The sequence below is a fragment of the Jeotgalibacillus terrae genome, from assembly GCF_016908195.1.
In the GTDB taxonomy this organism is placed as follows: domain Bacteria; phylum Bacillota; class Bacilli; order Bacillales; family Jeotgalibacillaceae; genus Jeotgalibacillus; species Jeotgalibacillus terrae.
The window spans coordinates 25,000-40,827 of the sequence record NZ_JAFBDK010000006.1 but is presented as its reverse complement, the minus strand read 5'-3'; the positions used below and the strand labels follow the sequence as shown (position 1 = coordinate 40,827).

21 protein-coding genes and 1 other annotated feature are annotated in these 15,828 nt (G+C 43.1%); all 21 genes read left to right on the top strand.

What is annotated here, in order from left to right:
* Positions 1-42: 42 nt before the first annotated feature.
* The 21 genes from pilM (at position 43) to obgE (ending at position 15,827) form a co-directional block, all read left to right on the top strand.
* Complete coding sequence (gene pilM, locus JOD21_RS07400; RefSeq protein ID WP_204729001.1) at positions 43-957, top strand: type IV pilus biogenesis protein PilM; 915 nt, start codon at positions 43-45, stop codon at positions 955-957.
* On the top strand, positions 954-1,541 hold the full coding sequence (locus JOD21_RS07395; RefSeq protein WP_204729000.1) for a PilN domain-containing protein: 588 nt from the start codon (positions 954-956) through the stop codon (positions 1,539-1,541). Before pilM ends, JOD21_RS07395 begins: the two co-directional genes overlap by 4 nt.
* Complete coding sequence (locus tag JOD21_RS07390) at positions 1,534-2,328, top strand: hypothetical protein (protein WP_204728999.1); 795 nt, start codon at positions 1,534-1,536, stop codon at positions 2,326-2,328. Before JOD21_RS07395 ends, JOD21_RS07390 begins: the two co-directional genes overlap by 8 nt.
* Positions 2,325-2,765 carry a prepilin-type N-terminal cleavage/methylation domain-containing protein gene (locus tag JOD21_RS07385; RefSeq protein WP_204728998.1) on the top strand — a complete coding sequence of 147 codons (441 nt, stop codon included), beginning with the start codon at positions 2,325-2,327 and terminating at the stop codon, positions 2,763-2,765. Before JOD21_RS07390 ends, JOD21_RS07385 begins: the two co-directional genes overlap by 4 nt.
* 15 nt (positions 2,766-2,780) lie before the next feature.
* Positions 2,781-3,536, top strand: coding sequence for a prepilin peptidase (locus tag JOD21_RS07380; protein WP_204728997.1), 756 nt, complete (start codon positions 2,781-2,783; stop codon positions 3,534-3,536).
* Between the two features lie 312 nt (positions 3,537-3,848).
* Positions 3,849-4,517 (top strand): hypothetical protein, encoded by a 669-nt coding sequence (locus JOD21_RS07375; RefSeq protein WP_204728996.1) that lies wholly within the window; start codon positions 3,849-3,851, stop codon positions 4,515-4,517.
* 76 nt (positions 4,518-4,593) lie between these two features.
* Entirely contained in the window at positions 4,594-5,145 is a 552-nt protein-coding gene (locus JOD21_RS07370; RefSeq protein ID WP_204728995.1) for a Maf family protein, read from the top strand.
* A 29-nt stretch (positions 5,146-5,174) separates the two neighbouring features.
* Complete coding sequence (gene radC / locus JOD21_RS07365) at positions 5,175-5,870, top strand: RadC family protein (protein ID WP_239581481.1); 696 nt, start codon at positions 5,175-5,177, stop codon at positions 5,868-5,870.
* A gap of 96 nt (positions 5,871-5,966) precedes the next feature.
* On the top strand, positions 5,967-6,968 hold the full coding sequence (locus JOD21_RS07360) for a rod shape-determining protein (protein WP_204728994.1): 1,002 nt from the start codon (positions 5,967-5,969) through the stop codon (positions 6,966-6,968).
* 32 nt (positions 6,969-7,000) lie between these two features.
* Positions 7,001-7,882, top strand: coding sequence for a rod shape-determining protein MreC (gene mreC / locus JOD21_RS07355; RefSeq protein WP_204728993.1), 882 nt, complete (start codon positions 7,001-7,003; stop codon positions 7,880-7,882).
* The gene (gene mreD, locus JOD21_RS07350; RefSeq protein ID WP_204728992.1) at positions 7,879-8,397 is read left to right on the top strand and encodes a rod shape-determining protein MreD; all 519 of its coding nucleotides are present in this window, start codon (positions 7,879-7,881) and stop codon (positions 8,395-8,397) included. Before mreC ends, mreD begins: the two co-directional genes overlap by 4 nt.
* Before the next feature lie 43 nt (positions 8,398-8,440).
* Positions 8,441-9,094, top strand: coding sequence for a septum site-determining protein MinC (minC, locus tag JOD21_RS07345; protein WP_204729153.1), 654 nt, complete (start codon positions 8,441-8,443; stop codon positions 9,092-9,094).
* A 2-nt stretch (positions 9,095-9,096) separates the two neighbouring features.
* Positions 9,097-9,897, top strand: coding sequence for a septum site-determining protein MinD (gene minD, locus JOD21_RS07340; RefSeq protein WP_204728991.1), 801 nt, complete (start codon positions 9,097-9,099; stop codon positions 9,895-9,897).
* A gap of 72 nt (positions 9,898-9,969) precedes the next feature.
* Positions 9,970-10,548, top strand: coding sequence for a M23 family metallopeptidase (locus JOD21_RS07335; RefSeq protein WP_204728990.1), 579 nt, complete (start codon positions 9,970-9,972; stop codon positions 10,546-10,548).
* The gene (locus tag JOD21_RS07330; protein WP_204728989.1) at positions 10,535-11,329 is read left to right on the top strand and encodes a site-2 protease family protein; all 795 of its coding nucleotides are present in this window, start codon (positions 10,535-10,537) and stop codon (positions 11,327-11,329) included. The genes JOD21_RS07335 and JOD21_RS07330 overlap by 14 nt, the downstream gene beginning before the upstream one ends.
* Positions 11,330-11,364: 35 nt before the next feature.
* Positions 11,365-12,744, top strand: coding sequence for a ribonuclease E/G (locus JOD21_RS07325; protein ID WP_239581488.1), 1,380 nt, complete (start codon positions 11,365-11,367; stop codon positions 12,742-12,744).
* 66 nt (positions 12,745-12,810) lie between these two features.
* Positions 12,811-12,886: a sequence feature (ribosomal protein L21 leader region), on the top strand.
* 16 nt (positions 12,887-12,902) lie between these two features.
* Complete coding sequence (gene rplU / locus JOD21_RS07320) at positions 12,903-13,211, top strand: 50S ribosomal protein L21 (RefSeq protein ID WP_041121017.1); 309 nt, start codon at positions 12,903-12,905, stop codon at positions 13,209-13,211.
* 13 nt (positions 13,212-13,224) lie between these two features.
* Positions 13,225-13,557, top strand: coding sequence for a ribosomal-processing cysteine protease Prp (locus tag JOD21_RS07315; RefSeq protein ID WP_204728987.1), 333 nt, complete (start codon positions 13,225-13,227; stop codon positions 13,555-13,557).
* A 13-nt stretch (positions 13,558-13,570) separates the two neighbouring features.
* Positions 13,571-13,861, top strand: a complete 291-nt coding sequence (rpmA, locus tag JOD21_RS07310) for a 50S ribosomal protein L27 (protein ID WP_039810086.1) — start codon at positions 13,571-13,573, stop codon at positions 13,859-13,861.
* A gap of 107 nt (positions 13,862-13,968) precedes the next feature.
* The gene (locus JOD21_RS07305; RefSeq protein ID WP_204728986.1) at positions 13,969-14,520 is read left to right on the top strand and encodes a Spo0B domain-containing protein; all 552 of its coding nucleotides are present in this window, start codon (positions 13,969-13,971) and stop codon (positions 14,518-14,520) included.
* Between the two features lie 20 nt (positions 14,521-14,540).
* Positions 14,541-15,827, top strand: a complete 1,287-nt coding sequence (gene obgE / locus JOD21_RS07300; protein ID WP_204728985.1) for a GTPase ObgE — start codon at positions 14,541-14,543, stop codon at positions 15,825-15,827.
* Position 15,828: the final 1 nt, after the last annotated feature.

Here is a 15,828-nt window from a genome sequence, read left to right as displayed (position 1 = left end):
TACTCATTGATTGCTGAGCGCAGCTAGGAAAGGGTTAGTTGAATGATACAGTCTTTATTAAGCCGTTCGAACCAAATTATACATATTGTGTTTTCAGAAGAAGCGATCCGCATGGTGGAGTTGAAATCACTTGAGCCGCTTGATATCAGACAGGTTCAGTATTATGAGCTGCCTGAAGGTGTTATAGAGCGGGGCAGGATTGAAGACCTTGAAACGCTTGAAGCGATTATGGAACAGTGTGTGCGTGACTGGAAGATTAAAGGTAAAAAAGTTCAGTTCACCGTTCCTGATCCATATGTCATTGTCAGACAGGTTGAATTAAAAGAAGCGCTTTCTGATCAGGAAATTCACGGTTATTTATATATGGAACTTGGCAGCAGGATTCAGATTCCGTTTGAGGATCCTGTCTTTGATTTTGTTAAATTGCCTTCGGAGGATGCGAAGCAGATTGTTATTTTTGCATCACCGGTTGATATTGTCAGCAGCTACAGGGATTTGCTTGAAAAAGTGCATCTTGAACCATTAACTGCTGATATTACACCGCTTGCCCTTTATAGATATTACAGCTACACAGGCAACCTTGACGAAACAGATCATTTAATGTTTTTACATATGGAACAGAATCAGCTGACGATTTCTGTTTTCCACGAAGGGTTTCCTTTATTTATGAGGCCGATCGCACTAGAAGAGATTGAGTTTGAGGAGCTTTACAGCGAAATCGAAAAGATTATGAGGTTTTACCGTTATTCTGTTTTGCAGGATGACGGTGAGATCGGCAAAGTGTACTTAAGCGGTGATCATCCCCAAATCGAAACATTCCATCAGGGACTTTCAGATGTCGTGTCATTAAAAATTGAAAAGCCAGCAAAAACGAGAGAATTTGAGCATCTGCTGGAAACAGGTACTGAAGGGTTTGAAGTGGCAATTGGACTTGCGTTAAAAGAGGGACTGCGATGAATCAGATTTCAATTAACTTACTGCCAAAAAAACAAAAAAAGCAGCGTTTCCGCAAAGTATTTATCCTGCCAATTTTAGCAGCATTTATATTGCTCACCGCTTCAATTTTTGTTATTCAATGGTCAAAGAATGAAGAACTTGCCCGAATTGAATCACAGCTTGAGCAGGCTGAACAGGAAAAGCTGCTGCTTGAACAGCAGAATATGAATAATCAGTCTACAGGGGATATAGACCGACTTGAATCAGCTATTGCTTTTATGGAAGAGTATCCGATACCAACAGTTGAGGTGCTGAATCATTTTACGGAATTACTTCCTGAGAGAGGATTTTTCGAATCTTTTCAGTATACAGATACAGGTTTAATTACACTTACTGTACAGTTTGATATGAGCAGAGAGGCAGCTTTTTATCTTCATCAGCTCGAGCAGTCAGAAAAAGTGTCGGAAGTTTCACTGCAAAGTATTGTAGCTGAAGAGGTGGATGCACTTGAAGAAGCTTCAGAGAATCTGCTGCCAAGATACATTGCGCAATACACAATTATGCTGAACCAGCAGTTAGTAAGAGAGGAGAATGAGGTTGAATAACAGATTAAACAGAACGTCGATCGTGACGATTGTTTTAGGTGTGGCAGCAGTGATGCTTCCCGTACTGCTATATTTTTCACTCATTTATCCCCTGAATGCTGAGGTGGAGCTGAAAGAGCAGCAGCTTGAAACAGAGGAGCAACTAATTGAAGCAATGCTGCTCAGCAGAAATGACCAGCCGGATGTTTCACTTGAAACAAGTGCAGAGCTTCAAAAGCAGATTCCTGTGAAGCCGCTTGTTGATCAGCTGATACTTGAGCTTGAAAAAGCAGAACTTGTATCAGGAAGCCTGATTGGTTCTGTGTCTATTACAGAAGCTGAAGTGACGTCGTTAAATGAAGTGGAGGAAGCACCGGAGCAGATGGAAAATCCGCTTGACACACCTTCAGAAGGAAATGCTGCAGTGAATGAAGGAACTGAAGAAGTTGTCGTTGAAACTGACCCGGTCCCTGCAGATATCCAGGCACCGTCTGGTCTTTATAAAGTATTGATGAATTTATCAGTCACATCAGACAGTTACTTTGAAATGCAGCAGTTCTTAGACGTATTAGAGGAATCAAACCGGATTATGGAAGTCGAACAGGTCAGCTTTTCAGATGACAGTGAGCAGATCTCAGTGAACGATTTGTCCGAGCCGCTCGTCTATACGCTGTCTGTCGCAGCATTTTATTATCCTGAATTAGAAGAACTGATCAGAGAATTGCCGCTTATCAGTGCACCGCCGCCAGCTGATAAAAATAACCCGCTTTCTCAATTTCCTGATCTTGATGAGGAAGATGAAGAGTGAAACGGTCTAAGGGTGAGCGCGGATTTACAATGATTGAGCTGCTTGCTGTACTCGTTATTCTCGGGATACTGCTGTCGATCGGAGTGCTGATGATGCAGACGACGATTTCAAAAGCGAAGCAGGATGCTTTTATAGCGAGTGCCTATACAATGAAAGAAGCAGCGAGAAAATACGCACTTTATCATCGTATTGATGAGACGCCTGTTGATCAGGTGACGTATCAGGAGCTTTTGAATAAAGGTCTCGTTGAAAAAATGCAGGATCCTTTTACCGGTAATATGTTTTCTGAAGAAAACCTTAGTTACATTGTGTTCTCCGGGATAGAACCGGTCTCAGTTTGTCTGTACGCTGAAAATTACAAAATCTGCGGTACTGGTGATGCAGAAGAACCGTCATCTTTTGATCAGTTATCAAGGGATAGCATTACGCCATATTAAAAGGAGTCTATTTTCATGTCCATGTTTTTCACAGGTTTATTTGTGTTATACGGATCTATTTTCGGTTCTTTTTATAATGTGGTGGGGCTGCGGGTTCCTGAAAAAAAGTCAATTGTCTCTCCGGGGTCTGCCTGTCCAAAGTGCGGACACAGGTTGAAGTGGAGTGAGCTGATTCCTGTTTTGTCATATTTTCTATTAAAAGGAAAATGTAAAAGCTGCGGTCTTAAAATCCCTGTAGTCTATCCGGTCATTGAAGCGGCAACAGGTCTGCTATTCGGATTAAGTTTTTACATATTTGGTTTTTCAGGCGAATTAATCATCAGCCTGATTTTTGTCTCACTATTAATCACTGTTACTGTGTCAGATATTGAATATATGATTATACCCGACAGAATTCTGTTGTTTTTTGGAGCGATTCTGATTCCTTTACGGATTTTTGTTCCGCTTAACCCCTGGTGGGATGCAATCCTCGGCGCAGCTGCGGGCTTTGTGCTGCTTCTCTTAATTGCCATCGTATCAAGAGGTGGAATGGGTGGAGGGGATATTAAACTTTATGCAGTCATCGGACTCGTACTCGGTGTAAAGCTGACGTTATTATCTTTTTTTATCGCCACCTTTATCGGAACTGCAGCAGGTCTTATTGCGATTTATGTTAAAAAGAAATCCAGAAAAGAACCGATCCCATTCGGTCCCTCAATCGCAGCCGGCGCCCTGATTGCCTACTTCTGGGGTGACCAACTGATCAATGCGTATCTGAGTGTGTTTTTTTGACCATAATATTACATACCCTTATTTTTTAACTGCAATAGGTGATTGGAGCGGAAGGGGGTGACTCCAGCAGGAGAAGCGTGACAGCTGAGACCCCGCAAGGCGAAGCCTGAGGAGGGCTGATTGAACCGGAGCCAAAAGACGGCTCATGCGGAAAGCGTCCCCCTGCAGCGGAAATCACCTACTCTTTATTAAGTACACAAATCATGATTAATATGTCAGAATATCCCGTGAACAGGACGACAAATGTCTTGTTCTTTTTTTTCTGTCTCATGCTAGTCTCAAACTATCCAACAGATAGAAGGAGCTGCTGAAATGAAACAGGAGACGGCCACGAAGAATAAAGACGGAAGAGTAGTTCAATTTCCCGTTAAATATGATCAGAAGCACCCGGGAAGGCTGATTTTACTTCCTGTGTTATCAGGCGTGATCTGTGCAATCCTGTTCGGGTTCATCCTGAACTTATTTATCGAAAAACCCACTAAGCCGCTGCTCGCTGAACCGTCTGAAGAGACAAGCCCTTTTACAATCGAACCGATGACTTTCTGGGTTCAGCAGGCAGGGGCGTTCAGTACAAAGGAAGCGGCTGACAGTTTCATCTCAACTCTTCCTGCAGGCACTCCGCATGTACTGGTTTCACAGGATGAAATGAATCAGCTGTGGATTGGTGCTGCAGCGTCTGAAGCAGCAGCAAAAGAGCAGGGAAGCTCCTCACCGGTTGATGTATACGTCAAATCAGTTTCAACAGAGCCGGTTGAAATCACTTTAAGCGAAAAAGATCAGCAGTGGTTTAAGGCTCTACTCACATCTATTGAAACAAAACTACAAGAGTCCGGATCTGACTTTAACCTGCCGGAAGTTGAGCCTGAAAACGACTCGCTAAAAGGTTTTTATCAGGAAATCATTGAATCTGACAAGGACACAGCTTTTTTAGAAAGTCTTGTATTGCTTATGCAGATAAAAAATAACTCGCCCTCCACCTGACAAACCTCATTGATAATAGGGAAGATATGTTATACTGTAACAGTCTCCCTATTATCATTTTACTGAGGTGTAAATCATGACTATTATTCTTGCTTCACAATCTCCGCGTCGAAAAGAACTGATGAATATGCTTCCATACCCTTTTACTGTCCATCCTTCCACATTTGATGAATCCACCATTACTGATCAGAATCCTGAAACAGCTGTCCTGAAAATTGCAGAAGGGAAAGCGGCAGAAGTTGCGAAGCAATTACCTGATTCAATTGTGATCGGCAGCGATACAGTTGTGTTTTATGAACAGATTTTAGGTAAACCGAAATCAGCTGAGGAAGCACGGGACATGCTCAGCCGTTTATCCGGGAAAACCCATACGGTTTATACAGGGGTCGTGCTGATAAAAAACAGTGTAAAAACTTCTTTTGTTGAAAAAACAGACGTGACGTTCTGGGAGCTTTCAGAAAAAGAAATCAGCGACTATATTGGGACTGCTGACCCGTTTGATAAAGCAGGGGCTTACGGTATTCAGTCAGGCGGATCGCTTTTTGTTAAAAGCATCACCGGTGATTATTATGCTGTAGTCGGCCTGCCGTTATCCCGTCTAAATAGAGAACTTGCCCTGCTGACTTAGCTGTTTTTCGACTTATAAGGAGGAGAACGATGCTGATTCCGCAAAAAACATTGATGATCAGAGATTACCATGATGAGGATAGACCGAGGGAACGGTTTATTAAGCAGGGCCCTCAGAGTCTATCCAATCAGGAATTGATTGCTATTTTACTTCGCACAGGTTCAAAAGATGAATCTGTCATTAACCTCGCGAACAAATTGCTCCAGGAATTTAATGGACTGAGATCTTTAAAAGAAGCCTCTTATGATGAACTGACCTCTATCAAGGGAATTGGTGATGCAAAAGCAGTTCAGGTGCTCGCTGCTGTGGAAGTGGGACGACGGATTGCAAACATTACTTTTGAAGACAGGTTCACAATTCGTTCACCGGAAGACGGAGCCTCTTTTTTAATGGATGAACTCCGTTTTCTCACTCAGGAACATTTCGTTGCCCTCTACCTCAACACCAAGAATCAGATTATCCACCAGCAGACCATTTTTATCGGGTCATTAAATTCTTCAATCGTGCATCCCAGAGAGGTTTTCAAGGAGGCTTTTAAGCGCTCTGCCGCATCCATTATCTGTGCTCATAACCACCCGAGCGGGGACCCTGCGCCTTCAAAAGAAGATATTGATGTGACAAGAAGATTAGTAGAGTGCGGGAAGATGATCGGGATCGAAGTGCTTGATCATTTAATCATTGGTGAGAAGAAGTATGTAAGTTTGAAGGAAAAAGGGTATATGTAACGTTGTTAAAACAGACGCGTGTAAGCTATAATTAAAGCTATGGTTTTTGACCGGCCTGAAAAAGGTTATTAGTGGAATGAGAAAGGGAGATACTCCATGTTTGGAACGAAAGATATAGGAATTGATTTGGGAACTGCTAACACACTTGTTTACATAAAAGGGAAGGGGATCGTTGTCAGAGAACCTTCAGTTGTAGCACTCAGACAGGATACAAGAGATATTGTGGCAGTCGGTAATGAAGCGAGAAATATGATCGGCAGAACGCCTGGGAACATTGTAGCGCTCCGTCCTATGAAAGACGGTGTGATTGCTGACTTTGAAACAACGTCAACTATGATGAAGTATTATATGAATCAGGCACTGAAGACAGGATCATTTTCGAGAAAACCTTACGTGATGGTTTGTGTGCCATCAGGAATTACGTCAGTTGAAAGACGTGCAGTGATTGATGCAGCAAGACAGGCAGGCGCTAAAGATGCGTTTCCGATTGAAGAGCCGTTTGCAGCAGCGATCGGTGCAGGTCTTCCGGTTTGGGAGCCTACTGGCAGTATGGTTGTTGATATTGGCGGAGGCACAACTGAAGTTGCTGTCATTTCACTTGGAGGCATTGTGACAAGCCAGTCGATCCGCGTTGCCGGTGATGAAATGGATGACGCAATCGTTTCGTATATCAGAAAACAATACAATCTGATGATTGGTGAACGTACTGCTGAAGCAGTAAAGATGGAAATCGGGTCAGCTGTTGCAGCTGATACTGATGTGAAAATGGAGATCAGAGGACGGGATTTGTTAACCGGACTACCTAAAACGATCGAGATTACTCAAAAAGAAATTCAGATCGCGTTGGCTGATACCGTAGCTAACATTATTGAATCAGTAAAGAGTACGCTTGAACATACCCCGCCGGAACTGTCAGCAGATATTATGGACCGTGGTATCGTTTTAACAGGTGGAGGTGCACTGCTTCAGGGACTTGATCAACTGATGACAGCTGAAACATCGATGCCTGTTCATATTGCAGAAGAACCGCTTGATTGTGTAGCAATTGGTACAGGTAAAGCTTTAGATAATATTGATTACTTTAAGAAACAGAAATAACCGGAAAAACAGGTAATTGGAGTGTGCAGAAAATGCCTTCATTTTTTAGGAATAAAAGGCTGATTGTGCTGCTCGTCAGTATTATACTGCTTGTTGCATTAATTGGTTTTTCACTGAGGGAAAGAGATAATATTTCTCTTCCGGAACAGTTTATTAAAGATATTGTCGGTTTTGGACAAAACATAGCTTCAAAGCCTGCGAGTTTTGTTCAGGGCGGTTTTGACAGTGTGCAGGATCTTTTGAATACGTACAATGAAAATAAAAAGCTGAAGACCAGACTTGAAGAACTGGCACTGTTGCAAACGCAGGTGACTGATCTGACAAGAGATAATGAAGCCTTAAGAGAACAGACGAATGTTGAAGGGGACATCCGGGATTACAGTACAACCAACGCGACTGTTATTGCCCGTAACCCTGAACAGTGGCAGGATACGATTATCATTGATAAGGGTCAGGTTAATGGGATTGAGGCTGATATGGCTGTTCAGACAGCAGGTGGAATGATTGGCAGAGTAAAAGATACAGGCCAGTTCACCTCAACAGTTGAATTGCTGAGTGCCAGAAATTCTGTAAACAGAGTCTCAGCACTTTTCCAGGCAGAAGAAGAGAATATTTATGGGCTCGTAGAAGGTTATGATACAGAGCGTGGAGAACTGATGGTGAAGAAAATCCCGTTTGATGTTCCGATAGAAGTCGGCTCCAAAGTGATTACATCAGGGCTTGGCGGCGTTTTTCCCAAGGGTCTGTTAATTGGGGAAGTAACTGAAGTATCTTCAGATGAATACGGATTGACCCAGACGGCATATGTGGATCCGGCTGCGAACCTTTATGATATTGAACATGTGATGGTACTTGAAAGAACCGCTGTCGGAGCTGATGAGATTGAAGCGGAAGCTGAGGAGGATGAAGAATGATCCGATTCGTTCTTCCGTTAATCGGCATCGTCGTCTTTTACAGTGAAAGTATTTTTGCCACATTTTCACCCTTAGAAGTAGCCGGTGATACAAGGCTGCTGGTTCCGCACTTTCTGGTGGTATTCCTGCTGTTTTTGAGTTTTTATTATAATCGGAATACCTCCTATATATACGCTTTTGTATTCGGGTTAATGTATGATGTTTTCTTTACAGGTGTTTTGGGGATTTATATGTTTTTGTTTCCACTGTTAATTTATATTTCAGCATTGATATTCAGGCTGATCTACCAGAATATCGTCATCAACGGTCTCGTGACACTGATTATGATTGCGCTGGTAGAGTGGATTGTTTACCAGTTTTATCTCCTGATTGGCATTGCAGATATGAATGTACAGACATTTTTAAACCATAGACTGTATTCAACTTTATTATTTAATGCTGCTTTTATTCTGATCGCTGCCTATCCTTTTAAGCAATGGATGTCAGCAGTCAGATTCAGACAGCTGGAGGATTAATACGCAAAGGTTTGGGGTGAAATACGTGGTTGCGCAAAACGTAATGATTAAAGGAACAAAAGACGGCTTCATTCTTAAACTGAATGACCAGTGCGGTTATGAGGAACTGAAAGAAGAGCTGATTGAAAAACTTTCAGTTCAGTATAAGGCTCCTGCTGACGGACAGGCGGTAAAGGCAAGAATTGAAGCGGGAAACCGTTTTTTAACTGAAGATCAAAAAGAAGAAGTCAGACAGATTGTTCATCAGCAGAAGAGCCTTCTTGTCGATGAAATAACGAGTAATGTGATCACGGTTGAAGATGCTGAGCAGAGAATAAGAGAAAAAGAGATGTCTTCAATGACCGGTATTGTCAGATCCGGACAGGTGATTGAAGTTGAAGGTGATTTCCTGCTTGTTGGAGATGTGAATCCCGGCGGCATGATTATGGCCGGAGGAAACATTTATATTTTAGGCACGCTAAGAGGCATTGCGCATGCAGGCTGTTACGGTAAAGAAGAGGCAGTCATTGTTGCCTCCCAGATGCTGCCGGCACAGCTTCGTATTGCCTCAAAACTGAATCGTGCACCGGATCATGATGACGATCCTCATGAAATGGAATGTGCTTACATAGACAGCAGCAATCAGATTGTTGTTGACCGCTTGCAGGTTTTAAGAAGAATCCGTCCAAGCATAACGAAGATTGAAGGAGGAAGGTAGCAGTGGGCGAAGCAATTGTCATTACATCGGGTAAAGGCGGAGTCGGGAAGACCACGACAACCGCTAATCTAGGTACAGCAATCGCGATGCAGGGGAAAAAAGTATGCTTAATCGATACTGATATCGGCCTGCGTAACCTGGATGTGATTCTCGGTTTGGATAACAGAATTATTTATGATCTTGTGGATGTAGTAGAAGGAAGATGTAAACCGAATCAGGCACTTGTGAAAGACAAGCGTTTTGAAGGCCTGTTGTATCTGCTCCCGGCAGCTCAGACCAGTGACAAGTCAGCAGTCAATCCTGAACAGATGAAAGAGCTTGTGGGACAGCTGAAACAGGACTACGATTACATATTGATTGACTGTCCAGCAGGAATTGAGCAGGGGTATAAAAATGCTATTGCAGGGGCGGACCGTGCAATCGTCGTCACTACGCCTGAACGATCTGCGGTACGTGATGCAGACAGAATCGTCGGGCTGCTTGAGCAGGAAACGGATGAGCCGCCTGTATTGATCATCAACCGGATCAGAAATCATCTGATGGAATCAGGAGACATGCTTGACATTGATGAAGTAACCACTCATCTTTCAATTGATCTTCTTGGTATTGTCATTGATGATGACCTGGTCATTACTGCCTCTAATAAAGGGGAACCGATCACGATGAATCCGGACAGTAAGGCTTCTATTGCTTACCGGAACATCGCAAGAAGAATTCTTGGTGAGTCGATTCCGCTGATGTCTCTATCAGATGAGAAACCTTCACTGATGAAGAAAATATTTAAAATTCTCGGCAAGAAGTAAAACAGCCGGCAGTGCATGAGCTGCCGGTTTTTTTCATACAATGAATAAAACTGAATGAGGGAGTGTACAGGCATGACCCTGTTCAAGAAACCGAGTACCGTCAGCCGGCTATCAGAAAAGCTCTTAGTGAAATCCATTCTTGCGGGTCTGCTGATTATCTGTTTCACCGCAAGTGAAGATGATTTATGGTCACTTGAACAACTTGTTGATCTGCAGCGGACGATCCATACATCGTTTGAATTCGCCTCCCATTATGACGCATTTGGCACGCAGCTTGGATTTGTGAGCGGGATCGAAACAGATGATAAAACTGTTGTGCCTGTGTCTGCCAACTTTACTCAGGAAGCACTTGAAGGGACAGAAACAGCTATTTTATCAGTTGCAGGCGAACCTATATTTGCCCCGAGGAGTGGCATCGTGTTATTTGCCGGTCAGACTGATGGGGAGAATATGATCGTACTTCAGCACCCTGACCGCAAAAAAACTGTCTATCGGTCTGTTGTCGCTGATCAGGTAAAAACGTTTGATCTGGTGAATGCAGGTGAACAGATCGGGTATGTGCCGGGGAAGAGTTACCGGTTTATGCTGAAGCCTGAGGACACACCATTTAATTTGAAAGCTTTTTCCCGTGAAATGAATGATGCTGATTAAAGGCAAGGTGGCCATCCATCCATTTTTCTGGATAATGGCGGCAGCTTCTTTTATATCCGGTCAATTTCATTCATTTTTTATACTTTTCATACTGGTACTTGCCCATGAAGCCGCTCATGGAATAGCGGCTGTTTTTTTCAAATGGCAGGTGAAAAGTCTTACGCTGCTGCCTTTTGGCGGGCATCTTGAAGTAAAAGGGATATTGAACAAGCCTGTAACTGAAGAAGCAGTCGTTGCGCTGAGTGGTCCATTTTTTCATCTGCTGGTGCATATTTGTCTAATATACAGCCATCTGCCATTTGCCTATACAGAAGAGCTGATTCACCTCAACCTGCAGCTTCTATTCTTCAATCTGCTACCAGTCTGGCCGCTTGACGGCGGAAGAATACTCAGCTGTATCATCAATCTGTTTTTTCCTTTTAAAAAGAGCCTCTATTTACTTATCACCTTCAGTACATGTACACTCCTTACACTTATGATAGCGAGTGTCTGGCAGCTTCAATTGCAATGGCTGCTGCTGCTTGTTTATGCAGGGTTCAGTACGTGGCAATTATATGCAACCCGGCATTTTCTTTTTAAACAGTTCCTACTTGAAAAATGGAAAGTGCAGCATTCAGAAAGGAAAATTGAGTATGCCCCTGCAACGGATTCACTCCATTCACTGGTCAACAGAATGGTAAAAGGAAAAAAACAGCAGTTTCTCATTACAGAAAACGAAAAGGTGATTGGAACGCTCAGTGATGATATGATAATAAAACGATACTTTTCCGCACATGACTAACTGCGGACAAATAAGAAGGTGCACAATTGAAACGAATGATTATCAGTTATAAAACACGTGAAAAAAAGTGGGCAATCCTGACTGATCAGGGAATCGACAGGATTGAACTGTACCCACCGTTTGCAGAAACGAAAGTAGGCAACATTTACAGCGGAACCATTGCCAGTATCAAACCATCACTGCAGGCAGCTTTTGTTCAGTTCGATCATGGTCCAAAAGGGTATCTGCCGTTAAAATCGATTCCGGCGCAATACGGGAATGTTCATCAGGGGATGAGAATGCCTGTGCAGGTGAAAAAAGATGAAGAAGCGTCCAAGGGACCTGTACTTACTGCTGATCTTGAGTTTCAGGGTAAGTATATGGTCTATTTTCCATTCACCAATATACTCAGGCTTTCCAAAAAAATAAGCAGTCATCAGAAAAGCAGGCTTCAGCAATGGGGAGAAAGGGCTGCCGGCAGCGCAGAAGGTCTACTGATTAGAACAGATGCTGCATCTGCAAGTGATGAAGACCTCTCAGAAGAATTGCATGACCTGCAGCAAAACTTCCAACAGCTCAATCAGTCTTTTCACAAGCGTAAAGGTCAGTACCTGTTAAAAAGTGCTGAACCATTTACAGAAGAAGTGAAAGAAGCCATTGTCAACCAGACACCTGATGAGATCGTGACAGACACAGCTGACATGTCAGCCGACCTTAAAAATTTCGCCTCAGCTTTAAAACTGGACGTGAGTGTGACCCTTCATCATGGTGATGAGGATCTATTCAGATTCTATATAAAAGAAGACATTCATCATATCATGACCAGAAAGTCTGTATGGCTTGACGGAGGAAGTCAGATTGTTATAGATTCACTTGAGGCGCTGACAGTGATTGATGTTAATTCTTCAAAGCAGGCAGGTGCCAAACAGCATCAGGCTGCAGCAAAAGATATTAATATGAAAGCAGCTGCTGAATCTCTCAGACAAATGAGAATCAGAGACTTACACGGCATTATTTTAATTGATTTTATCAATATGACGAATCCGACAGACCGCGTCGATATAGACCGGCTGATCAGACAGGAAGCAAAACTCGATCAAAAGCATGTTCATCCTGCAGGCTTTACTGAACTTGGACTCTATCAGTTAACGAGAAAGAAAACGAAGGCCTCTTATGAAGCTGCTTATACTGTTCCATGTCCGGTATGTGCAGGGAAAGGACATGTTCTCTCACCTGAAAGCAGGCTGCTTGAACTTGAAAAAGACCTGCTTGAAAAAAGAAGAAGTCTGCAGCGCGCTGAGATCGGTATGACAAAAGATCTTCACGAACTGATCAGGCAGGATCCTGCATTTATTAAATGGATTGAAGACGAATTGAAGATTCCAATCACATTAATTGAAATTGACCACCCGCATTCTTATTATCAAATCAGATAATATATAGAATGTCATTGACACTGATAATCTCTGTGTGATAACATTCATATGTTACTGTTTGTAGCACCCGTGCTACAACCGCTCATAACAGGTTATTAAGCACTGAAAAGTCACCTGGTATATGGCGAGTCTGAGTGAAATTGAGGAGGTGCATTGGAATGTACGCAATTATTGAAACAGGCGGAAAGCAGATGAAAGTAGTTGAAGGCCAGGAGGTCTACATCGAAAAGCTTAACGCTGAAGCAGGCGAAGAAATTACGTTTGACAAAGTTCTTTTCGTAGGCGGAGATAATGTAAAGGTAGGCAGCCCGTTAGTAGACGGCGCTACAGTTACAGGTAAAGTTGAAAAACAGGGTCGCGCTAAAAAGATCACTGTATTCAAATACAAGCCGAAGAAGAATCAACACCGTAAGCTTGGTCACCGTCAGCCTTACACTAAAGTTGTAATCGGCAAGATCAACGCTTAATAGGAACTATTTTATGATACAGGTTATCATCGAAAAAGAGCCGAACGGTTTGATAAGAGCTTTTCAGATGGAAGGGCACGCTGATTATGCAGAGCATGGCAAAGACTTAGTCTGTGCCGGTGCATCAGCCGTTTCCTTTGGCGCAGTAAACGCTGTTCTTTCTCTTACTGAGACAGAGCCGGTTATTGACCAGGGAGATGATGGCGGATATCTCAGAGTTGAGTTTCCGGCTGACGCTGGTGAAGCAGGCAGCCGTACCCAGTTGATTATGGAAAGCATGATTGTCTCTTTGCAGACAATTGAACAGGAATACGGGCAATACATTAAAATAACCTTCAAAAAGTAGGAGGTGGAAAACCATGCTAAGATTAGATCTTCAATTTTTCGCTTCGAAAAAGGGAGTAGGTTCAACTAAGAACGGTCGTGATTCAATCTCTAAGCGTCTAGGCGCTAAGCGTGCGGATGGCCAGTTCGTTACAGGCGGATCAATCCTTTACCGTCAGCGTGGAACTAAGATTTATCCTGGAGAAAACGTAGGCCGCGGTGGAGATGATACTCTATTCGCAAAAGCTGACGGCGTAGTACGCTTTGAGCGTATGGGCCGTGACAAGAAAAAGGTCAGCGTATACCCAGCTGCACAAGAAGCTTAATTTCTTAAGAAACTCTGGTTATAAACAGCCAGAGTTTCTTTTTATGTTCAGCATAAGCGCGCTCTTTGATATACTAGAGGGTAAGTGAAACTCTTTAGGAGGGGCCTATGATAGAATCAAAACTGAAGCTCGAATTGCTGCAGCACTGCAGACATGACTGGATGAACAAACTGCAGATGATCAAAGGCAATCTTGAGCTGTCTAATATAGAAAGAGCAGCACAGATGATTGATGAAATGGTGATTGAGTCAAGACAGGAAGCACTACTTACTTCACTTGGTACACCAAGTTTCTCTGAATGGCTGCTGACTTATAACTGGTATCGCCCCGGGCCATTAAAGCTCGGTTATGAGTTTACAGAACGTATGAAGATTCCGGAAGCATATGATTCACTGCTCCTTAACTGGGCAAGAAAAACTGCTGCTGTGGTGGATAAAGCATTAAATACACCATCAGATCAGGAGCTGTACTTTTTATTTGAACAGCATGATGAAAGCTTTTCAATTGTTGTTGAATATGAAGGAGAGCCTCTCCAGTCATCTCCGGAAGATATTATACAGGAACCAAAAGAAGCACTCGTTGAATGGACTTGTGATTCAAGCGCATCCTTTTCAATAAAGCTGACTTTTGATTATCCTGTACCAAGGGTGAAAGTTTAACAATAGGAGGATCCACAATTATGTTTGTAGATCAGGTCAAGATATATGTAAAAGGCGGAGATGGCGGAGATGGTATGGTCGCTTTCCGCAGAGAAAAATATGTACCAAAAGGCGGACCTGCCGGCGGAGACGGCGGTCAGGGTGCCAATGTTATTTTCCTGGTAGAAGAAGGATTAAGAACGCTGATGGATTTCCGCTATCAGCGTCACTTTAAAGCGCCTAAAGGTGAAAACGGTATGTCAAAAAACCAGCACGGCCGTGGCGCTTCAGATATGATTGTAAAAGTACCGCCTGGCACCGTTGTGAAAGATGAAGCATCAGGGGAAATTATTGCAGACCTGACTGAACACGGTCAGCAGGCAGTAATCGCTAAAGGCGGACGCGGAGGCAGAGGAAACTCACGCTTTGCTACCCCTGCAAACCCTGCACCGGAATTATCTGAAAAAGGGGAGCCGGGTCAGGAAAAAAATATCATTATGGAATTAAAGCTGCTTGCTGATGTAGGACTTGTCGGATTCCCAAGTGTAGGGAAATCAACGCTTCTTTCAGTTGTATCAGCTGCAAAACCAAAGATCGCTGAATACCACTTCACAACAATCGCGCCAAACCTTGGAATGGTTGAAACAGAAGATAACAGAACTTTTGTTATGGCTGACCTTCCGGGACTGATTGAAGGGGCTCATGAAGGTGTAGGACTTGGCCATCAGTTCCTTAGACATATTGAACGTACTCGTGTCATTGTACACGTTGTGGATATGTCTGCACTCGAAGGCCGTGATCCTTATGAGGATTACCTTACAATCAATAATGAACTGAAGGAATACAATCTGCGTCTGACAGAGCGTCCTCAGGTCGTTGTTGCAAACAAGATGGATATGCCGGATTCGGAAGAGAATCTGAAAAAGTTCAAAGAGCAGGTTGGGGATGACGTAAAGGTGTTCCCTGTATCAGCTATTTCAAGACAGGGTCTGAAGGAACTGCTTTATACAGTTGCTGATCTTGTAGAATCTACACCTGAATTCCCGCTGAATGAAGCTGAAAAAGATGAAACGGTTAACCGTGTACTTTATAAGCACGAAGAAGCAGAGAAGTTCGAGATCACTCGTGATCCGGATGGCAGTTTTGTGATCACGGGTGATTCACTTGAAAGACTCTTCAAGATGACTGACTTCAGCCGTGAAGAATCAATCAGACGTTTTGCACGTCAGATGCGTGCAATGGGTATTGATGAGGCACTTCGTCAAAAAGGTGCGAAAAACGGTGATACAGTGAAGATAATTGAATTTGAATTTGATTTCGTAGAGTAAA

Coding starts and splice junctions, on each gene's coding strand:
- JOD21_RS07305 (WP_204728986.1), top strand. CDS start 13,969: ATGATAGAATCAAAACTGAAGCTCGAATTGCTGCAGCACTGCAGACAT.
- rplU (WP_041121017.1), top strand. CDS start 12,903: ATGTACGCAATTATTGAAACAGGCGGAAAGCAGATGAAAGTAGTTGAA.
- JOD21_RS07325 (WP_239581488.1), top strand. CDS start 11,365: ATGATTATCAGTTATAAAACACGTGAAAAAAAGTGGGCAATCCTGACT.
- minC (WP_204729153.1), top strand. CDS start 8,441: ATGATTAAAGGAACAAAAGACGGCTTCATTCTTAAACTGAATGACCAG.
- mreD (WP_204728992.1), top strand. CDS start 7,879: ATGATCCGATTCGTTCTTCCGTTAATCGGCATCGTCGTCTTTTACAGT.
- rpmA (WP_039810086.1), top strand. CDS start 13,571: ATGCTAAGATTAGATCTTCAATTTTTCGCTTCGAAAAAGGGAGTAGGT.
- JOD21_RS07360 (WP_204728994.1), top strand. CDS start 5,967: ATGTTTGGAACGAAAGATATAGGAATTGATTTGGGAACTGCTAACACA.
- JOD21_RS07380 (WP_204728997.1), top strand. CDS start 2,781: ATGTCCATGTTTTTCACAGGTTTATTTGTGTTATACGGATCTATTTTC.
- JOD21_RS07395 (WP_204729000.1), top strand. CDS start 954: ATGAATCAGATTTCAATTAACTTACTGCCAAAAAAACAAAAAAAGCAG.
- JOD21_RS07330 (WP_204728989.1), top strand. CDS start 10,535: ATGATGCTGATTAAAGGCAAGGTGGCCATCCATCCATTTTTCTGGATA.
- JOD21_RS07370 (WP_204728995.1), top strand. CDS start 4,594: ATGACTATTATTCTTGCTTCACAATCTCCGCGTCGAAAAGAACTGATG.
- mreC (WP_204728993.1), top strand. CDS start 7,001: ATGCCTTCATTTTTTAGGAATAAAAGGCTGATTGTGCTGCTCGTCAGT.
- JOD21_RS07335 (WP_204728990.1), top strand. CDS start 9,970: ATGACCCTGTTCAAGAAACCGAGTACCGTCAGCCGGCTATCAGAAAAG.
- radC (WP_239581481.1), top strand. CDS start 5,175: ATGCTGATTCCGCAAAAAACATTGATGATCAGAGATTACCATGATGAG.
- obgE (WP_204728985.1), top strand. CDS start 14,541: ATGTTTGTAGATCAGGTCAAGATATATGTAAAAGGCGGAGATGGCGGA.
- JOD21_RS07315 (WP_204728987.1), top strand. CDS start 13,225: ATGATACAGGTTATCATCGAAAAAGAGCCGAACGGTTTGATAAGAGCT.
- pilM (WP_204729001.1), top strand. CDS start 43: ATGATACAGTCTTTATTAAGCCGTTCGAACCAAATTATACATATTGTG.
- JOD21_RS07375 (WP_204728996.1), top strand. CDS start 3,849: ATGAAACAGGAGACGGCCACGAAGAATAAAGACGGAAGAGTAGTTCAA.